16 protein-coding genes are annotated in these 17962 nt (G+C 67.9%); 9 read left to right on the top strand and 7 right to left on the bottom strand.

Annotated features, from left to right (window positions below):
• Entirely contained in the window at nt 1-606 is a 606-nt protein-coding gene (locus BST42_RS22960; protein ID WP_083121711.1) for an O-methyltransferase, read from the top strand.
• A 4-nt stretch (nt 607-610) separates the two neighbouring features.
• Here the strand turns inward: BST42_RS22960 and BST42_RS22955 are convergent, their stop codons facing one another.
• Nucleotides 611-2245, bottom strand: a complete 1635-nt coding sequence (locus tag BST42_RS22955) for a fatty acyl-AMP ligase (protein WP_083121710.1) — start codon at nt 2243-2245, stop codon at nt 611-613.
• A 310-nt stretch (nt 2246-2555) separates the two neighbouring features.
• Complete coding sequence (locus BST42_RS22950) at nt 2556-3509, bottom strand: 4-(cytidine 5'-diphospho)-2-C-methyl-D-erythritol kinase (RefSeq protein WP_083121709.1); 954 nt, start codon at nt 3507-3509, stop codon at nt 2556-2558.
• 68 nt (nt 3510-3577) lie between these two features.
• Here BST42_RS22950 and BST42_RS22945 point away from each other — a divergent pair, with 68 nt between their 5' ends.
• Nucleotides 3578-4390 (top strand): serine/threonine-protein kinase, encoded by an 813-nt coding sequence (locus tag BST42_RS22945; RefSeq protein ID WP_083121636.1) that lies wholly within the window; start codon nt 3578-3580, stop codon nt 4388-4390.
• Here the strand turns inward: BST42_RS22945 and rsmA are convergent.
• From rsmA to BST42_RS22930, 3 genes are all read right to left on the bottom strand, one after another.
• On the bottom strand, nt 4378-5292 hold the full coding sequence (rsmA, locus tag BST42_RS22940) for a 16S rRNA (adenine(1518)-N(6)/adenine(1519)-N(6))-dimethyltransferase RsmA (protein WP_083121635.1): 915 nt from the start codon (nt 5290-5292) through the stop codon (nt 4378-4380). The genes BST42_RS22945 and rsmA overlap by 13 nt on opposite strands.
• A complete protein-coding gene (locus BST42_RS22935; protein ID WP_083121634.1) occupies nt 5289-6410 on the bottom strand; it encodes a resuscitation-promoting factor in 1122 nt (373 codons plus the stop codon). Before BST42_RS22935 ends, rsmA begins: the two co-directional genes overlap by 4 nt.
• Nucleotides 6411-6536: 126 nt before the next feature.
• On the bottom strand, nt 6537-7373 hold the full coding sequence (locus BST42_RS22930) for a TatD family hydrolase (protein ID WP_083121633.1): 837 nt from the start codon (nt 7371-7373) through the stop codon (nt 6537-6539).
• A gap of 25 nt (nt 7374-7398) precedes the next feature.
• Between BST42_RS22930 and metG the strand changes: the two genes are divergently transcribed.
• The 4 genes from metG (at nt 7399) to BST42_RS22910 (ending at nt 12383) form a co-directional block, all read left to right on the top strand.
• Nucleotides 7399-8952 carry a methionine--tRNA ligase gene (gene metG, locus BST42_RS22925; RefSeq protein WP_083121632.1) on the top strand — a complete coding sequence of 518 codons (1554 nt, stop codon included), beginning with the start codon at nt 7399-7401 and terminating at the stop codon, nt 8950-8952.
• A gap of 90 nt (nt 8953-9042) precedes the next feature.
• Complete coding sequence (locus BST42_RS22920; protein WP_083121631.1) at nt 9043-10215, top strand: NAD(P)/FAD-dependent oxidoreductase; 1173 nt, start codon at nt 9043-9045, stop codon at nt 10213-10215.
• Nucleotides 10212-11105: an RNA polymerase sigma-70 factor gene (locus BST42_RS22915; RefSeq protein ID WP_083121630.1), complete on the top strand. Its 894-nt coding sequence runs from the start codon at nt 10212-10214 to the stop codon at nt 11103-11105. Before BST42_RS22920 ends, BST42_RS22915 begins: the two co-directional genes overlap by 4 nt.
• A gap of 39 nt (nt 11106-11144) precedes the next feature.
• On the top strand, nt 11145-12383 hold the full coding sequence (locus tag BST42_RS22910) for an aminodeoxychorismate synthase component I (RefSeq protein WP_083121708.1): 1239 nt from the start codon (nt 11145-11147) through the stop codon (nt 12381-12383).
• Here the strand turns inward: BST42_RS22910 and rsmI are convergent.
• A complete protein-coding gene (gene rsmI, locus BST42_RS22905) occupies nt 12347-13189 on the bottom strand; it encodes a 16S rRNA (cytidine(1402)-2'-O)-methyltransferase (RefSeq protein WP_083121629.1) in 843 nt (280 codons plus the stop codon). The two genes, BST42_RS22910 and rsmI, sit on opposite strands and share 37 nt — an antisense overlap.
• A gap of 25 nt (nt 13190-13214) precedes the next feature.
• On the opposite strand from rsmI, the gene BST42_RS22900 reads away from it, so the two are divergent.
• Together BST42_RS22900 and BST42_RS22895 are read left to right on the top strand one after the other, a co-directional pair.
• A complete protein-coding gene (locus tag BST42_RS22900) occupies nt 13215-14765 on the top strand; it encodes a dolichyl-phosphate-mannose--protein mannosyltransferase (RefSeq protein ID WP_083121628.1) in 1551 nt (516 codons plus the stop codon).
• A 118-nt stretch (nt 14766-14883) separates the two neighbouring features.
• On the top strand, nt 14884-15735 hold the full coding sequence (locus BST42_RS22895) for a type IV toxin-antitoxin system AbiEi family antitoxin (RefSeq protein WP_083121627.1): 852 nt from the start codon (nt 14884-14886) through the stop codon (nt 15733-15735).
• A gap of 51 nt (nt 15736-15786) precedes the next feature.
• On the opposite strand, the gene BST42_RS22890 is transcribed toward BST42_RS22895, so the two are convergent.
• Nucleotides 15787-16713 carry an LLM class F420-dependent oxidoreductase gene (locus BST42_RS22890; RefSeq protein WP_083121626.1) on the bottom strand — a complete coding sequence of 309 codons (927 nt, stop codon included), beginning with the start codon at nt 16711-16713 and terminating at the stop codon, nt 15787-15789.
• Between the two features lie 90 nt (nt 16714-16803).
• On the opposite strand from BST42_RS22890, the gene BST42_RS22885 reads away from it, so the two are divergent.
• Entirely contained in the window at nt 16804-17955 is a 1152-nt protein-coding gene (locus BST42_RS22885) for an NDMA-dependent alcohol dehydrogenase (protein ID WP_083121625.1), read from the top strand.
• The last annotated feature ends 7 nt before the right edge of the window (nt 17956-17962 follow it).

The following is a 17962-nucleotide window of genomic DNA, read 5'->3' as shown; positions in this document are numbered from 1 at the left end:
ATGTATGCCGAAGCAAGCGGGCAGATGGCTCAGCTTCACGAGCGCGGCGCCCAATTGCGGGCGGCGAAGACCGCACAGGAACGCGCCGATGCGTTCAGCGACTTCTACCTTCCGGTGACCCCCGAGTCGGGCCTGCTGCTCTACACCCTGGTCCGCGCGACCCGGCCGGCACTCGTGGTGGAGTTCGGAATGTCGTTGGGGCTCTCCACAATTCATCTGGCCAGCGCGGTGCGGGACAACGGCACCGGGCGGGTGGTGACCACCGAGCTCAGCGCCGCCAAGGTCGCCGCAGCCACCTCGACCTTCGCCGAGGTCGGCTTGGACGATCTGATCACCGTGCTGGCCGGCGATGCCACGCAGACGCTCGCCGACATCGACGAGCCGGTGGGGTTCGTCCTGCTGGACGGGTGGAAGGACCTGTACGTCCCGGTCGTTGCGCTGCTGGAGCCTCGGCTGAGCGCCGGAGCGCTGGTGGTTGCCGACAACACCGGACTGGCCGACGCGCAGCCGTACGTCGAGTACATCCGCGACCCCGCGAACGGTTTTGTCGGCGTGAGCTTTCCGGTCAGGGATTCCGATGCGATGGAGATCAGCTGCCGGTTCTGACCGGTTAGGTGACCAGCGCGACCGAGTTGGCGCGACGCAGCTTGCCCGACGGCGTCTTCGGAATGGTGCCCGGCCCGAGGACAACGACATTGCGCGGGCGCACGTCGACCTCGGCGACCACCTCGTGTGCCACCTCGTGCTCGATGCGCCGCACCGCGGCGGGATCCTGCCAGGCGTTGGATTCGACGGCCACCGCAAAGGTCTCGCGGGAGTGGCCGGCATCGAGGCGCACCGCGACGGCACAGCCGGGGCGCACCCCTTCCACACGTCCGGCGGCCCGCTCGATGTCGGTCGGGTAGATGTTGCGGCCGGCCATGATGATGACATCCTTGACCCGGCCACACACCACGACGTGACCGTTCTCCAGCAGGTAGCCGAGGTCACCGGTGTCGTACCAGCCGCACTCGTCCTGGGCGGGCACGAAGCCGCCCATGGTGATGTAGCCCGGGGTCAGCGACTCGCCGCGCAGCTCGATGATGCCCACACCGCGGGCAGGCAACACGTTGCCGTCCTCGTCGACGATGCGCGCCTCGAGGTCCTTGAGCAGCGGGCCGAGCGTCGCAAGCCGGCGGGTGTTCCCCTTCGATGCGGGCACGGCGCGGCGCAGTGCGGCCAGCAGATCGGCGTCGACTTCGTCGACAACCAGCCCGGCCCCGCACTCGGAGAACGAGACCGCCAGCGTGGTCTCGGCCATGCCGTAGGCCGGCAGGATCGCCTCGGGCTGGAGGCCGAACGGCTTGCCTGCGTCCAGCAGGTCCTCGACGTCGGCGGGGTCGACCGGCTCGGCCCCGGACAGGGCGAAGCGCAGCGTGGACAGATCGAACTCGCCGGGCTTGGCCTGGCGGCGCAGGCGCTTGGCGAACAACGCGTACGCGAAGTTCGGCGCCGCGGTCATGGTGCCCTTGTACTTGTCGATGAGCTTGGCCCACAGCAGGGTGTCGCGCAGGAAGTCCATCGGCGTGACCTTGACCAGCTCGGCGCCGAAGTACATCGGGATGGTCAGGAACCCGACCATGCCCATGTCGTGGAAGCAGGGCAGCCAGCTGACCATGACATCTTTCTCGATGTCGTACTTGGCCCCGATGAACATCGCCTCGGCGTTGGAGTGGATGTTGCGGTGCGTGATGATGACGGCCTTCGGCGAGCCGGTCGACCCGGAGGTCAACTGCATCAGCGCGACGTCGTCTTCGGAGGTCTCGACCGGGTCGACGGGCTCGGCGGCCAGCAGCGCCTCCACCGTGAGGACCTTGACGCCGCGCTCTTCGAGCACCGGCACCGCGACCAGGAACGGGTCGGAGACGACGACGGCCTTGGCCTCGATCATGTCGATGACGGTCGCGGTGTCCTTGGCCCACTGCTCCAGGTCGGTACGCGGAGTGGGCTGGTGCAGCATGGTCAGGCTGCCGCCGCGCATCCAGAGCGCCTGAGCGGTCGGGGCGATCTCCACCGGAGCGCCGGCCAGCACGCCGACGGCGTCGCCGAGGCCGATCCCGGCTTCGGCCAGGCCGCCCGCGATGCGACGGGCCCGTTCGTGCACCTCACGCCACGTGTGCCGAACCGGCTCGTGCGGTTCCCCGGTGACCATGCCCTTACTGCTGGTCAAGGCACTGTGGAACATCTTGTCGGTGAAACGGCTCACGACGACCTCCTCGGCATCCGGAGCTGGCTGATCAGCGACGTTGGGGATGAAGCGAACGCCCTGTATTTCATGCTCCACCGGCCACAACGCCCTGCATAGGAGGCACGCCAGTACGACTGGGGAGCGGTTCGATCTCGAAATGGTGATGATGCGACGACAGTGCCGGTACCGCCGGACCACCGCCCGCCCCGGACCGGGGTGGGCGATTCATATGTGTGCAGTACCAAGCCGCTAGTTGTCACCGTCGATCATCTTAAACTCCCCTTAAGTTACCGCCAAGTTTTACGGTTTAATGAGAAGCGCGTCACAGTCAGGTCGGCCGGCCCGGCACGATCCGGGCACCCTGAACCGGCCCGCTGGCCACCCGCACGGTGCGGCACACGTCGGCGCCTGCCAGGTCGGTACCGACATCCACCGCGGCGGACGCCGACTCGCATAGGAACGCACATGTCGGCCCGGACCCGGAGACGATGCCGGCCAGCGCACCCGCCTCGGCACCCGCCCGCAGGGTCCGGCGCAGTCCCGGGTTCAGGCTCAGTGCCGCAGCCTGCAGGTCGTTGCCCAGCAAGGGGGCCAGCTCTCGCGGATTGCCGCCGGCCAGTGCGCCCAGCAGCGGCTCGGGATCGGTCAGCCGCGGCGGATCGCCAGCTTCGCGGAGCCGGTCGATCTCGCGATAGACCTCCGCCGTCGACAACCCACCCTCACCGAAGGCCAGCACCCAGTGAAATGTGTTGCGGGCCAATACCGTCGCCAGCTCTTCGCCTCGACCGGTGCCCAGCGCAGTGCCGCCGTGCAGGGCGAACGGGACGTCACTTCCCAGCTGGGCGGCCAGCGCATGCAGGTCGCGGCGCGGCACACCCAGCTCCCAGAGATTGTTCATCGCGACCAGGACCGCCGCGGCGTCGGCACTACCGCCGGCCATCCCACCGGCCACCGGAATCGACTTGTCGATGGTGATCTCCACGTCGGGAGCGCGCCCGATGTGCTCGGCCATCAGCTCGGCGGCCTGCCAGGCGATGTTGGTCTCGTCGACGGGCAGCTGATCGGCACCTTCGCCGACCACCCGCAGGGACAAGACGTCGGCGTTGCGCACCGTCACCTCATCGACCAGAGACACGGCGTGGAAGACGGTGGCGAGCTCGTGATAGCCGTCGTCGCGACGGTCACCGACCTCCAGGTACAGATTCACCTTGCCCGGCACGCGCACGGTCACCGATCCGGTCGGCACCCACTCGGCAGCGATAGAACCGTTGGACGAGGACACGCCCACGAGACTATCGCGCCGTGCGCAATTCGCCCGGCCGTCGCCGACCCGCGCTCTAGGGTCGAACCGTGACGCATCCCGGGCAATCGTTCGCGGGCTACGTCGTCGAAAGCGAGCTGGGCCGCGGCGGCGAAGCGGCGGTCTACCTGGCCCGCGGGGCCGGCCGGACACCGGAACTGGTCGCGCTGAAGGTGCTCGACGACGACCACCGCAGCCCGGCGAGCATCGCCCGGCTGGCCCGCGAATACCGCATCGCCGACCGGCTGCGTCACCGCCACATCGTGACCGTCTACGACCATGGCCAACACTGGATGGCCATGCAGTACGTCGACGGCGGCGACGCCACCCGGCTGACGTCGCTGGCGGACCGGCTTGCGGCGCTCGGCCAGATCGCCGCGGCGCTCGACCACGCCCACCACGACGGCGTCGTGCACAGCGACGTCAAGCCTACGAATATTCTTGTGCACCAAGACTTTTCCAAACTCGGCGCGGTTCTCATCGACTTCGGCGTCGCGCACATCCTCGCCGAGGACGTCTGGCACCGGCCCGCCCACGTGGTGACCTCGCTGCCCTACGCCGCTCCCGAACTGCTGCAGGGGCGCCTCCCGCAAGCGGCGACCGACGAATACGCCCTGGCCTGCACCGCCCTGGAATTGCTCACCGGCGCACCGCCGTTCGCGTACGACAATCCGCTGGCGCTGGTGGACGCACACGTACACAGTCCGCCGCCGGAGGTATCGGCGCGGATCCCTTGGCTGACGAGGTCGTTCGACCTGGTTTTGGCCAGAGCGATCGCGAAGGATCCAGATCGGCGATACCCGTCATGCACCGAATTGGTGCATCACCTCACCGAAGCAGTGCGAAGCGCTCAGAACACCTGAGCAGGCCGTGACGGGCCTTCGGAGGAGTCCGTCGACGGCGTGAAGTCACCCGAGCGCTGCAGCAGCCTGACGAAGTCGGCGACCGTCAGCGTCTCCCCGCGCCGGGCGGGATCGATGCTGGCGGCGAGCAGGCGTTCGGCGGATTCGTTGCCGGAGCCGGCCCATTCCAGGAAGGCGTTGCGGGCCGTCTTGCGCCGCTGCGCGAAGGCGATGTCGATCAGCTCGAACACGCTCTCACGGAAGTCGTCTTCGGTCGGCCACGGTGAGGTCTCGTGGCGGTCGATGCGCACCAGACCGGAGTAGACCCGCGGGATCGGCCAGAACACCGTCGGCGACACCATGCCGTAGCGGCGAACCTTGCCGAAGAACCGGACCTTGACGCTGGGTACGCCGTAGTCCTTGCCGCCGGGCTCGGCGGCAAGGCGCTCAGCCACCTCGGCCTGGACCATCACCATCACGGTCCGGATCGAGGGGAATTCGGCCAGCAGGTGCAGCAGCGCCGGAACGGCGATGTTGTACGGGAGATTGGCCACCACCGCGGTCGGCGGCTCGACGAGGTCGGAGCGCTCGATGCCGAGGATGTCGCGATTGAGCACGGTCAGCCGGTGGATCTCGCTGTGTGAGTGTTCAGCAACCGTCTTGGGAAGGCGCTGGGCGAGGACCGGGTCGATTTCGATCGCGCTCACCGTCGCGCCGCGGTCCAGCAATGCCAGCGTCAGAGAACCGAGTCCGGGCCCGACTTCCAGGACATGATCGTGCTTGTTTATCCCGGACGCGGAGACAATGCGACGCACGGTATTTGCGTCGTGTACGAAATTCTGTCCCAGAGACTTACGCGGCTTGAAGTCGAGTTCTTTGGCCAGATTTCTGATCTCGGTCCGACCGAGTAAACGAATTGTCACGATGCACCCCTACCACACACGGGCCACGCTCCCCAGCCTTGTCGCGATCTTGTTACTTCAGCAATCGCAATTTGTTCTTCTCTGGTTGCCAAATCGGCTCGCTCAGCATAGCGCAGTCCGCCGTTTCTTTCCCAGGTGTTTTGATCAAATTGCACGCCACCGAAGTAACCGTTACCGGTATTGATCGCCCAGTTTCCGCCCGCTTCGCACCTGGCAATGGCATCCCAAATGGGTCCGTTCAGCACCTTAGGAACCTCGGTACCGGGCTTCGCTCCGACCCGCAAAACCGAATCACGCGCCGGGACAACGACAGTGTTGGCAACGGGAAGCCGACCCGTTTCCACCCCGTTGACCTTGGCGACAGCAAAAGTCACGTCTTGCAAGCCGGGCGTTCCGGGATCCTCCACGACCTGGCGGCTCATGTTCAGCGTCGGGTCCTCGATCCGCTGCGCGACCGGCGCCAGCGGCATCTGCTGGGTCACCTTCTCGACGCGGATCCTGGTGACCTGGATCTGCATACCCGCGATCACCGGCGAGGACGGCGCGGGCACCACCGAGTCGGCCTGCTCCAGCGGCACGCCCGCGGCGGCGAGCAGGCCGGCCACGTTCGGCGCGGCCAGGTGCACGGTGTTCACCACTCCGCCGTCGTTGATCTGAACCGTCTTGGCACTCACCACGGGAAGCGCCATGCCCTCCAGGGGCAGGCGGCTGCCGCGTGAGGCCGCGGCCGGGGCGGTATCGGTCATCCGCAGCTGAGCCAGCGCCTCGTCCACGGTCGAGGCCGTGGTCCACACCTGCTTGGCGTCCTGGCCGTCCAACGAGATCTGCAGGGGCCGGCTGCGCCGCAGCACGATCGTCTCGGCATTGCTGACGGGCTGGTTGGCGCCGGGAAAGAGATCGTCGCGCTCGCCGACGGAGTAGCCGTTCTCCTGCACGACGTCGATCACCCGCGACTTCATCGTGCTGACCTTCATCTGGGCACCGTCGATGTTGAGAGTCACGGTCTTGTGGGAGCTCACCGCGAACGCCCCCGCACCGGCCAGCGTCAGCAGCACTGCGGCGACGACGAGACGAAGGATCGGTGACGGCGACTGATGCAGCTTGGTCAACGCGTTCAAGAGTTTCGGTCCTGCCTAAGTACTTAAAAAGCAACAGGGGCGCCAATGTGGCTCCCCTTTGATCACAAGACGGTAACGAACCATCCCGGCCCGGAGCAACCCGGGCCCGCCGCTCTCAACAGACCCTTAGAGACCGTAGACCCGCCGGGCGGTGTCCGAAGACTGCTCAGCCAGCAACTCTGCCGGGCGCCCGACGACCTCGGCCAGGGCACGCACCGTGTAGGGCAGGCAATATGGCTCGTTGGGTGCCCCGCGGTAGGGGTGCGGGGTCAGGAACGGGGCGTCGGTCTCGACGAGCAGCTGGCGTGGCGGGATCAGCGCCGCCGCCTCGCGCAGGTCACGGGCGTTGCGGAAGCTCACCGTGCCGGACAGGCTCAGCACCCAGCCCGCCTCGACGCAGGTCCGGGCCATCTCGGGGCCCGAGGAGAAGCAGTGAAAGATGACGGTCTCGGGGGCGCCCTCGGCGCGCAGCACGTCGAGCACCTCGGCGTCGGCGTCGCGGTTGTGGATCATCAGCGGTTTGCCGGTCCGCTTGGCCAGGTCGATGTGCCAGGCGAACGACTCTCGCTGGACCGAAGGTTCAGCACAGCCGTCGAGCTTGCCGGGCCAGTACAGGTCCATGCCGGTCTCCCCGACCGCCACCACCCGCGCGGTGGACGCCAGCTGTTCCAGCTCCGCGCGTGCGCCGTCGGTCAGCGCGTTCGCGCGGGTCGGATGCAGCGCGACGGCGGCATAGACGCGCGGGTCCCAAGTGGCGGCCTCGGCGGCCCAGCGGGCGGCATCGAGATCGTCGGCGATCGTCACCGCCGCGACGACGCCCGCTTCGCCGGCACGGTCCAGGATTGCGCGCACGTCGTCCGCGGTGCGGGCGCCGCACGCGTCCAGGTGGGTGTGCGCGTCGATCAGCGGCGTCAAGGGCTCTGGGAGCGGCGGCGGCTCGCGCCTCTTGTCCTGGGAACCCACGCCCACACTTTAGGGTGAACCCCAAATGAGTAAGCCGCCGTACTACCTGACCACCGCGATCGCCTACCCCAACGGTGCGCCGCACATCGGCCACGCCTACGAGTACATCGCGACCGACGCGATCGCCCGCTTCAAGCGGCTCGATGGTTTCGACGTGCGCTACCTGACCGGAACCGACGAGCACGGGCTGAAGATGGCGCAGACGGCCGCCGCCGAGGGCATCCCGACCGCAGACCTGGCCCGCCGCAACTCCGATGCGTTCCAGGCGATGCAGGAAAAGCTCGGGGCCTCGTTCGACCGGTTCATCCGAACCACCGACGCCGACCACATCGACGCGTCGATCGAGATCTGGAAGCGGATGGACGCCGCAGGCGACATCTATCTCGACTCCTACTCGGGTTGGTACTCGGTGCGCGACGAACGCTTCTATACCGAGGACGAACTCGAAACCCGCGCCGACGGCAACAAGTACTCCATCGAGACCGGTACTCCGGTGACGTGGACCGAGGAGCAGACCTACTTCTTCCGGTTGTCGAACTACGCCGACCGGCTGCTGGCCCATTACCGGGCGCACCCGGAGTTCATCGGTCCCGACGTCCGCCGCAACGAGGTCGTCAGCTTCGTCTCGGGTGGCCTTCGCGACCTGTCGATCTCACGGACCACCTTCGACTGGGGTGTGCCCGTGCCGGACCACCCGGACCACGTCATGTACGTGTGGGTGGACGCGCTGACGAACTACCTGACCGGCGCCGGCTTCCCCGACACCGACTCGGAGTCGTTCCGCAAGTACTGGCCCGCCGATCTGCACATGATCGGCAAGGACATCATCCGGTTCCACACCGTGTACTGGCCGGCGTTCCTGATGTCGGCCGGAATCGAGCTGCCCAGAAGGGTTTTCGTGCACGGCTTCCTGCTCAACAGCGGCGAGAAGATGAGCAAGTCGGTGGGCAATGTCGTCGACCCGTTCGCTCTGGTCGACGCCTTCGGCCTCGACCAGGTGCGTTACTTCCTGCTGCGCGAGGTCCCGTTCGGACAGGACGGCAGCTACAGCGAGGACGCCATCGTCGGCCGGATCAATGCCGACCTCGCCAACGAGTTCGGCAATCTGGCGCAGCGCTCGCTGTCGATGGTCAACAAGAACCTCGACGCGCGGGTGCCGGAGCCGGGCGAGTTCACCGATGCCGACCGAGAACTGCTGGCGCTCGCCGACGAGCTGCTGGCGCGGGTGCGCGCCCACTTCGACGTGCCCGCCATGCACCTCGCCCTGGAGGCGATCTGGGCGATGCTCGGTGCCGCCAACCGCTACTTCTCGGCTCAGGAGCCGTGGGTGCTGCGTAAGTCCGAGGCGGCCGCCGACCAGGAGCGGTTCCGGACGGTTCTCTACGTGACGCTGGAGGTGGTGCGGATCGCGGCGCTGCTGGTGCAGCCGGTCATGCCCACGTCGGCCGCCACCCTGCTCGACCTGCTCGGGCAGCCGGAGTCGGCCCGCGACTTCGGTGCGGTCGCGGTCCGTATCGCGCCCGGCACCGAGCTGCCGGCACCAGCCGGCGTCTTCCCCCGGTACCAGCCGGCCGAGTGACGCTGTGAGCTGCGTCACGTAACGTCACATCCACCGGTCCCCTGGTGTCTCGAGGTCAGCACGCTCAAGCGACCTCAAAGGAGAGATGTGATGACTGAGCAACGCACTCGAGTTGTGGTGATCGGCGGCGGCTATGCCGGAGTGATCGCGGCCAATCATCTACGGCTGCGTCCCGACCTGGACATCGCCTTGGTCAACCCCCGCCCCGACTTCGTCGAACGGATCCGGCTGCACCAGCTGGTCACCGGCTCCGACGACGCCGTCGTCGACTATGCCGAGATCCTCGGTCCCGGTATCGAGCTGGTGGTCGACGCCGCCACCCGCATCGACACCCAGACCCGGCAGGTCGAACTGTTCAGCGGCCCGGCGGTGCCCTATGACTATCTGATCTACGCGGTGGGCAGCGGCTCCGCCCGGCCGGCGGTGCCGGGCGCCGACGAATTCGCCTATCCCATCGCCGATCTCGAAGAGGCACAGCGGTTGACCACCGCGCTGGCCGACCTGCACTACGGCGCGCCGGTGTGCGTCGTCGGCGCCGGGCCGACGGGTATCGAGACCGCCGCCGAACTGGCCGAGCGGGGCCGCACGGTCACGCTGGTATGCGGTGCGGTCCTCGGGCCCTACCTGAGCACGCCAGGGCGCCGGTCGGTGGCCAAGCGGCTGCGCAAGCTCGGCGTCGAGATCGTCGACGGACCGCAGGCGGTGGTGACCGCGGTGGCCGCCGATGCGGTCACCCTCGGCGACGGGCGCAGGCTGGCGAGCACGGTGACGATCTGGACCGCTGGTTTCGGCGTCCCAGATCTCGCGACGCGCTCCGGCCTGCGTACCGACGCGATGGGACGGCTGCTCACCGACGAGACACTGACCAGTGTCGACAGCGACCGGATCGTCGCGGCCGGTGATGCGGCCGCCCCGTCGGGGCAGCCGCTGCGGATGAGCTGCCAGGCCGCGATCCCGCTGGGCGCGCAAGCCGCCAACACCGTCCTGGCCCGGCTCGCCGGGGATCAACCGGCCGTTATCAGCCAGGCGTTCACCGGCCAGTGCATCAGCCTCGGCCGAAGCGGCGCGACCATTCAGATCGCCCGCACCAACGATGTTCCGCTGCCGCTGTACATCGGTGGGCGCACCGCGGCGACGATCAAGGAGGCGGTCTGCAAGGGCACCATCAGCTTCCTGCGCCGCGAGGCCCGCAAGCCGGGCTCCTATTTCTGGATCAAGGGCGGCGGCAGGCGCCCCGCTCCCGAACCGGTGGCGACGCGGTGACCGCGGCCGACGAGCACGCCGACCGGTTCACGCTGCTGCGCCCGCTGCTGTTCACCATCGCCTACGAGATCACCGGCTCGGCCACCGAGGCTGACGACGTGTTGCAGGACAGCTATTTACGTTGGGCGACAGTCGATCTGGATGCGGTTCGGGACACCAAGGCGTATCTGGCCCAGCTGGTCACCCGGCAGGCGCTGAACACGCTGCGCTCGCAATCCCGTCGCCGCGAGGACTATGTCGGCCCGTGGCTGCCCGAACCCCTGCTGCTCGACGAGCACGACGGAGCCGCCGACGTGGTGCTGGCCGAGTCGGTGTCGATGGCGATGCTCGTGGTGCTCGAGACGCTGACGCCCGACGAGCGCGCGGTCTTCGTGCTGCGTGAGGTGTTCGGCTTCAGCCACGACGAAATCGCCGACGCCATAGGTAAATCCACGGCCGCTGTGCGGCAGATGGCGCATCGCGCCCGCGAGCACGTGCACTCACGGCGGCGCCGGTTCTCCCCGCTGGACCCGCAACAGTCCGAGCAGATCACCACGCAATTCCTGATGGCGGCCGCAACCGGTGACCTGGACGGGCTGATGAGCATGCTGGCGCCCGACGTGGTGTTCACCTCCGACAGCGACGGCAAGGTCAGCGCCGCCCGCCGTCCGGTGCTGGGGCCGGCCAAGGTCGCCAGGCTCATCATCGGGCTGTTCCGCCAGGCGACACCGGAGTACCGGATCGAGGGCGCGAACTACAACGGCGCGCCCGCGATCGTCGTCTTCCGCGGCGACCGGGCCGAGTCGGTGATGCTGGTGGAGATCACCGAGGGGACGATCACCAACTTCTACGCGATGCGCAACCCCGACAAGCTCGCCGCGGTCACTGTGCGCAGGGAGATCAGCCGCTGACTCTTTGCGTCTGCCGACCGCAGGCGTCAGGCTATGGCGATGCGCATCGACCGGCTCGGGGACCTCGGCACCGCCGCCGAGGTTCTGCGCGCCGTGGCCGCCGCCGCCCGCCGGTGCGGATTGGCGCCGCCTGCCGCCCTGGTCGGTGAATGGTTCGGCGCCGGTGCGGTGATCGCCCCCACCCTGTCGGTGCGGCCGGTCGATCCCGACGCGATGTTCCCGGTGTCGCCCGGCCACCACGGTGACACGGTCGGCGGCGGCTGGATCGGCTACCTGTCCTATCCCGACGCCGCGGACGATGGCGCACCGCCGCGAATCCCCGAGGCGGCAGGCGGCTGGACCGACAGCGTGCTGCGATTGGACCGCGACGGCTGCTGGTGGCACGAAAGCCTCTCCGGCGCACCGGTCGCGGGATGGGTGGCCGACGCGCTGTCGTCCCCGGCGCCGTCGAGCACCTACGAAATCGATTGGAACGAAGCCGATTTCGCGTGCCACCAAGAGGGTGTACTGGCCTGCTTGGCCGCGATCGAGGCGGGCGAGGTGTACCAGGCCTGCGTGTGCACGCAGTTCACCGGCACGCTGCGGGGCTCGTCGCTGGAGTTCTTCGCCGACGCGGTCGCCCGGACCACACCGGCGCGGGCCGTCTACCTGGCGGGCGACTGGGGCGCAGTGGCCTCACTGTCACCGGAGCTGTTCCTGCGGCGGACCGGAGACGACGTGGCGTCCAGTCCGATCAAAGGGACGCTGCCCCTGCACCGGTCACCGGACGAACTACGGGCGTCGGTCAAGGACGTCGCCGAGAACATCATGATCGTGGACCTGGTCCGCAACGACCTCGGCCGGGTCGCCGACACCGGAACCGTCACCGTCGCCGAACTTCTCACGGTCCGGGCCGCACCCGGGGTGTGGCACCTGGTGTCGACGGTGGCCGCGAAGGTCCGCTCCGAGATCCCCAACAGCGCGCTGTTGGCCGCGACCTTCCCCCCGGCTTCCGTGACCGGCACTCCGAAAACCCGTGCTCGGCAATTACTTTCAGAGTGGGAACCACGCCGCCGCGGTATCTATTGCGGGACGCTGGGGATGGCATCCCCGGTTGCGGGCACCGAACTGAACGTGGCGATCCGGACCGTCGAATTCGACGCGACCGGCGCGGCGGTGCTCGGCGTCGGCGGCGGCATCACGGCCGACTCCGACGCGATGGCCGAATGGCAGGAATGCCTGCACAAGGCCGCTGCGGTGCTTCAGGCCGGCGAGCGCGAGCGCAGCACCGCGTCATAGAGATCCCGCTTGGACGGTGCGCCCGGATGGGCGTCGACCACCCGCGCGCAGGCGTCCTTGACCCGCATGCCATCGGCGACCATCACCTCGACCTCGGCGACCAATGTCGGCAGGTCGGTGGTCGGAACCGCGGGAGCGAGTACGACGGTGATCTCGCCGAGGACTGTGTCGTCTGCCCACTCTGCGAGTTCGGCCAGCGTGCCGCGAAGGATCTCCTCGTGCACTTTCGTCAGCTCCCGGCACACCACCACCCGGCGGTCCGCACCGAGTTCGTCGACCGCGTCGCGCAGGCAGTCGGCCAGCCGGCGCGGTGATTCGAAGAACACGCAGGTGCGTTGCTCGCCGGCCAAACCGGCCAGCCAGGTCCGTCGCGCGGACTGCTTGCGCGGCGCGAATCCCTCGAAGCAGAACCGGTCCGACGGCAGCCCGGACACCGCCAGCGCGGTGGTGACCGCCGACGGGCCGGGCAGGCAGGTGACGGCCAGCTCAGCGTCAATGCACGCGGTCACCATCCGATAGCCGGGATCGTTGATCAGCGGCATCCCGGCGTCGCTGACCACCAGCACGGTGGCCCCCGCCTTGATGTCGTCGATCAGCGCGGGCACCCGGGCCGCCTCGTTCTGGTCGAACAGGCTGATCACCCGCCCGGCGATCCGCACGTCCAGTGATTGGGCCAGGGAGCGCACCCGCCGGGTGTCCTCAGCGGCCACCACGTCGGCGGTCGCGAGGGCGTCGACCAGTCGTTTCGACGCATCCCCCGGCTGACCCAGCGGCGTGGCTCCGAGGATCAGCCGTCCGGTGGTCACGCCCGACAGAATACGATCGCAGGCGATGTCCACGACAGCCGATGACCTCGCCGTGCACGAACGCCATGTGCCCGTCATCAGCCCAGGACCGTTGGTGCCGGTCGCCGACTTCGGCCCGGTCGATCGCATCGAGGGCTGGGTGGCCACCGCGATCATCACCGCGCTGGCCGCGCTGACCCGGTTGATGAACCTGGGTTCGCCCACCGACGCGGGCACCCCGATCTTCGACGAAAAGCATTACGCGCCGCAGGCCTGGCAGATGCTGTCGAACTACGGGGTCGAGGACAACCCCGGCTTCGGGCTGGTGGTGCACCCGCCGGTGGGCAAGCAGATGATCGCGTTGGGCGAGGCGATCTTCGGCTACAACGGGGTGGGCTGGCGGTTCACCAGCGCGCTGCTGGGCGTGCTGATGGTCCTGCTGGTGGTTCGGATCGTGCGCCGGATCAGTCGCTCGACGCTGGTCGGATCGATGGCCGGGTTGCTGCTGATCGCGGACGGGGTGAGTTTCGTCGCGGCGCGCACCGCGCTGCTCGACGGCATCCAGACCTTCTTCGTGGTCGCGGCGTTCGGAGCGCTGATCGTCGACCGCGACCAGGTCCGCGAGCGAATGCACAACGCGCTGCTCGAGGGCCGCATCGCCGAGACTCCGTGGGGTCCTCGTCTCGGGGTTCGGTGGTGGCGCTTCGGGGCGGGCGTGCTGCTGGGGGTGGCCACGGCGACGAAGTGGTCGGGGCTGTACTACATCGTGTTCTTCGGCGCGATGACGCTGGCTTTCGACATCGCCGCCCGGCGCGCGTACCGGGTGCCGCGACCGTGGTTCGGCACGATCCGCCGCGACGTCGGGCCGATGGCCTACGTGTTCCTGGCGATTCCGTTTGCGGTGTACCTCGCGTCGTACGCGTGGTGGTTCTCCTCCGAGACCGCCGTCAACCGGTACGAGGTGGGCCAGTCGATCGGCGAGCGGCAGTGGTATCAGCCGCCGGACGCGATCAGGTCGCTGTGGCACTACACGTACAAGGCTTTTCACTTCCATGCGACGCTGACGAACGCGAACGGCAACCACCACCCGTGGGAGTCCAAACCATGGACATGGCCGATGTCGCTGCGGCCGGTGCTGTATGCGATCGACAACCAGAACGTCCCGGGCTGCGGCTCCGCCTCCTGCGTGAAGGCCGTGATGTTGGTCGGCACTCCCGCGATGTGGTGGCTCGCGGTGCCGGTCCTGTTCTACGCGTTGTGGCGCGCGTTCGTGCGTCGCGACTGGCGCTACGCCGTCGTGCTCACCGGCTACGGCGCCGGATTCCTGCCCTGGTTCGCCGACATCGACCGGCAGATGTACTTCTTCTACGCGGTGCCGATGGCGCCGTTCCTGGTGATGGCGATCGCGCTGATCCTCGGCGACATCCTGCATGCGCGCAATCAGAATGCCGAACGACGAACGCTCGGGCTGATCGCGGTGAGCTGCTATGTCGCGCTGGTGATCACGAACTTCGCCTGGCTGTACCCGGTGCTGACCGGCGTGCCGATCTCGCAGGCGACATGGAACATGGAGATCTGGCTGCCCAGCTGGCGGTAGAGGGTTAGCCACACGGCGAGATCGACACCATGGTCGTGAATCCGGGAATTCCACAGCCCTGAGGTCGTTTTCGCGACGCTGACTACCAGGTTTTTGCGCAGCGAACCACCATGCGAGCATGTCGAGGCCGTTCATCGGGAGCACCGCAGTCGCCAGTGGCCTGCTGACGCGGGGTCAGCTGCGGTGGAACTACACCGCGATTCATCCCGACGTGTACATCCCCAACGGATCCGAACGCACGCTCGACGTCCGCACCCGGGCGGCAGCACTGTGGGTACCGGACGGAATCATCACCGGCCGGGCAGCGGCCGCGCTCCATGGGGCATCGTGGGTCGGACCGGCCACCCCCGTCGAACTCATCGGACACGCCCGCCGCCGCCGACCCGGCGTCATCGTGCGCGAGGAACGCATCGGTCCGGATGAATTCGGGCCGCTCGCCGACTTGGCCGTCACCACACCAGTACGCACCGCGCTCGACCTTGCCCGTCACCTACCGAGAGACGAGGCCATCACCAACCTCGACGCACTCGCAGCGGCCACCGGATTCGAACCCGCCGCCGTGCTCTCGCTTGCCGATCGCTACCCGGGCGCGAGAGGAATCCGACGGGCTCGAACCGCGGTGCCCCTGATCGACGCCGGCGCACAGTCGCCGCGGGAGTCCTGGCTCCGGCTGCTGCTGATCGACGCCGGATACCCCTGCCCCGTCACCCAGATTCCCGTGTCCGACGGCTACACGACGGTGTTCGTCGACCTCGGATGGGATGGGCCGAAGATCGGGCTGGAGTACGAGGGAGCGCATCACCAGTCCGACCGCGGCCAACACGTCCGCGACATCAGCCACTACGACATGCTCGAGGCCTTGGGCTGGCTGATCGTCCGCGTGGTGAAGGAGCACAGCCGCGCGTACATCCTTCACCGCGTGGAAGACGCCTTCACCCGCCGGCGACTGTCGTGGACGAGATCTGCATGAGGGTCGTGAGTCCGGTTGATCCACGGCCATGGTGTCGATCTCGCCGGGGCGTTAGAGCCCGAGCATCGGCTTCAGCAGTTCACCGATCGCGGTGACTCCACCGGGCTTGTACCCGTTGATCGTCGCTGCGGACAGGATCACGCCGTCGACGCCGGCGTCGAGCACCTTGGTCTTGATCTGCTCGGCGATCTGCTCCGGGTTGCCGAAGACGGCCTGCTGCTTGAAGTCCTCCGGGATCATGTCGGCGGTGATGTTCTCGTCGATCAGCGCGATCGCGAGCACACTGGTCTCCAATGTGGCGGGATCGCGGCCGATCTTCTCGCACGCATCCTTGACCACCTGGACCTTGCGGGGCAGCTCGTCGAAGCCGGCGATGATATTCAGGTGATCGAAGTGCTTGGCGGCCAACGGGATTGTCTTCTTCTCGCCGCTGCCGCCGATCATCAGCGGGATGTGGTCGCGGAAGCGGGGGTTGGCGAACGCCTCTTTGGTTTGGTAGTACTTGCCGTCCACCGTGACCCGCTCGCCCTTGAGCATCGGCAGGATGATGTCCAACGCCTCGTGGAGCTTGTTGAACCGGTCGGTGAAGGTGCCGAACTCATATCCCAGCGAGTCATGTTCGAGTTCGAACCAGCCGGTGCCGATGCCGAGAACTGCCCGACCCTGGCTCATCACGTCAAGGGTGGTGATCTCCTTGGCCAGCAGGGCCGGGTTGCGATAGGTGTTGCCGGTGACGAGCGTGCCGAGCTGAACCCGGTTCGTCGCCGTCGCCAGCCCACCCAGCGCGGTGTAGGCCTCCAGCATCGGCTCCTCGGGCGCACCGAGCCCGGGTAGTTGATACAGGTGGTCCATCACGAAGACGGAGTCGAACCCGGCCGCTTCGGCCTCCTGGGCCTGCGCGATCACGGTGGGAAACAGCTCGGCGACGCCGGTGCCGTAGGAGAAGTTGGGGATCTGGAGTCCAAGTTTGATTGCCACGTCTGCGAACCTAACCCCGACTAAGCGGAGCGTGCGCCCCGTTTCACTCTCCGCGAACCCGGGAATAGACCGCGCCGTAAGGTCGGGGCCATGAAAAGCCGCGCCGCGATCGTCCGCGAAGTCGGCGGCTCCTGGTCGGTCGAGGATTTCGAACTCGACGCCCCGCGCGCCGGCGGGGTGCTGGTGCAGATGGCCGCCGCCGGGCTGTGCCATTCCGACGACCACATCCGCAACGGCTTCATGTCGCCGCCCTCCGGACCAAAGGATGCCCCGACGTCGCGTCCCCCGACCATCGGTGGCCACGAAGGCGCCGGCGTGGTCGTCGAGGTCGGCCCCGGCGTCACCGGGCTGGCTGCCGGCGACCATGTGGTGACGTCGTTCGTCGCGGTGTGCGGCCACTGCCGCTGGTGCGCGTCGGGCATGGAGTACCTGTGCGACAAGGGTGCCGGTGTGCTGACACCGGGCATGCCGACCGACGGCACATTTCGCCACCACACTCTCGACGGCCACGACGTCGGCCACACCTCCAAGATCGGCGCTTTCGCCGAACACACTGTCGTCGCGGCGGATTCGCTGGTGAAGATCGACCCGGACATCCCGCTGGTACCCGCGGCGCTGCTGGCGTGTGCGATCCCGACCGGGTACGGCTCGGCGGCCCGCCGCGGGAATGTGCGCGGCGGCGACACCGTGGTGGTGGTCGGCGCGGGCGGCATCGGCACCGCCGCCATCCAGGGCGCGCGGATCAACGGTGCGACGACGATCGTGGCGGTGGATCCCCTTGAGCGCAAACGTAAGTCGGCGGTCGACTTCGGGGCGACCCACACGGCGGTCTGGGCGGCCGATGCCAAAGACCTGGTTCGGGACCTGACGCGTGGGGTGATGGCGGACTGTGTGGTCGTCGCGCCGTCGGACATCACCGGTGACGACGTGCGCGACGCGCTGGCGCTCACTCGCAAGGGCGGCACCTGTGTGCTGACCGGCATGGCCCCGTCCGGCGCGCTGCCCGTACACCTCGACATCCAGGACCTGGTCTTGATGAACAAGACCCTGTGCGGAACGGTGTTCGGGTCGTGCAATCCGCGGTCCGACATCCCGCTGCTGGCAAGCATGTACACCGCGGGTCAGCTCTTGCTCGACGAGATGATCACCCGGCGCTATCGCCTCGACGACATCAACACCGCGTTCGACGACCTGATGCAGGGCCGGTTGATTCGCGGCGTCATCGACTTCGGAATCGCGTGAGCGACGG

Source organism: Mycolicibacterium rhodesiae, assembly GCF_002086695.1.
GTDB lineage: Bacteria > Actinomycetota > Actinomycetes > Mycobacteriales > Mycobacteriaceae > Mycobacterium > Mycobacterium rhodesiae.
This window is presented reverse-complemented; position numbering and strand designations above follow the sequence as displayed.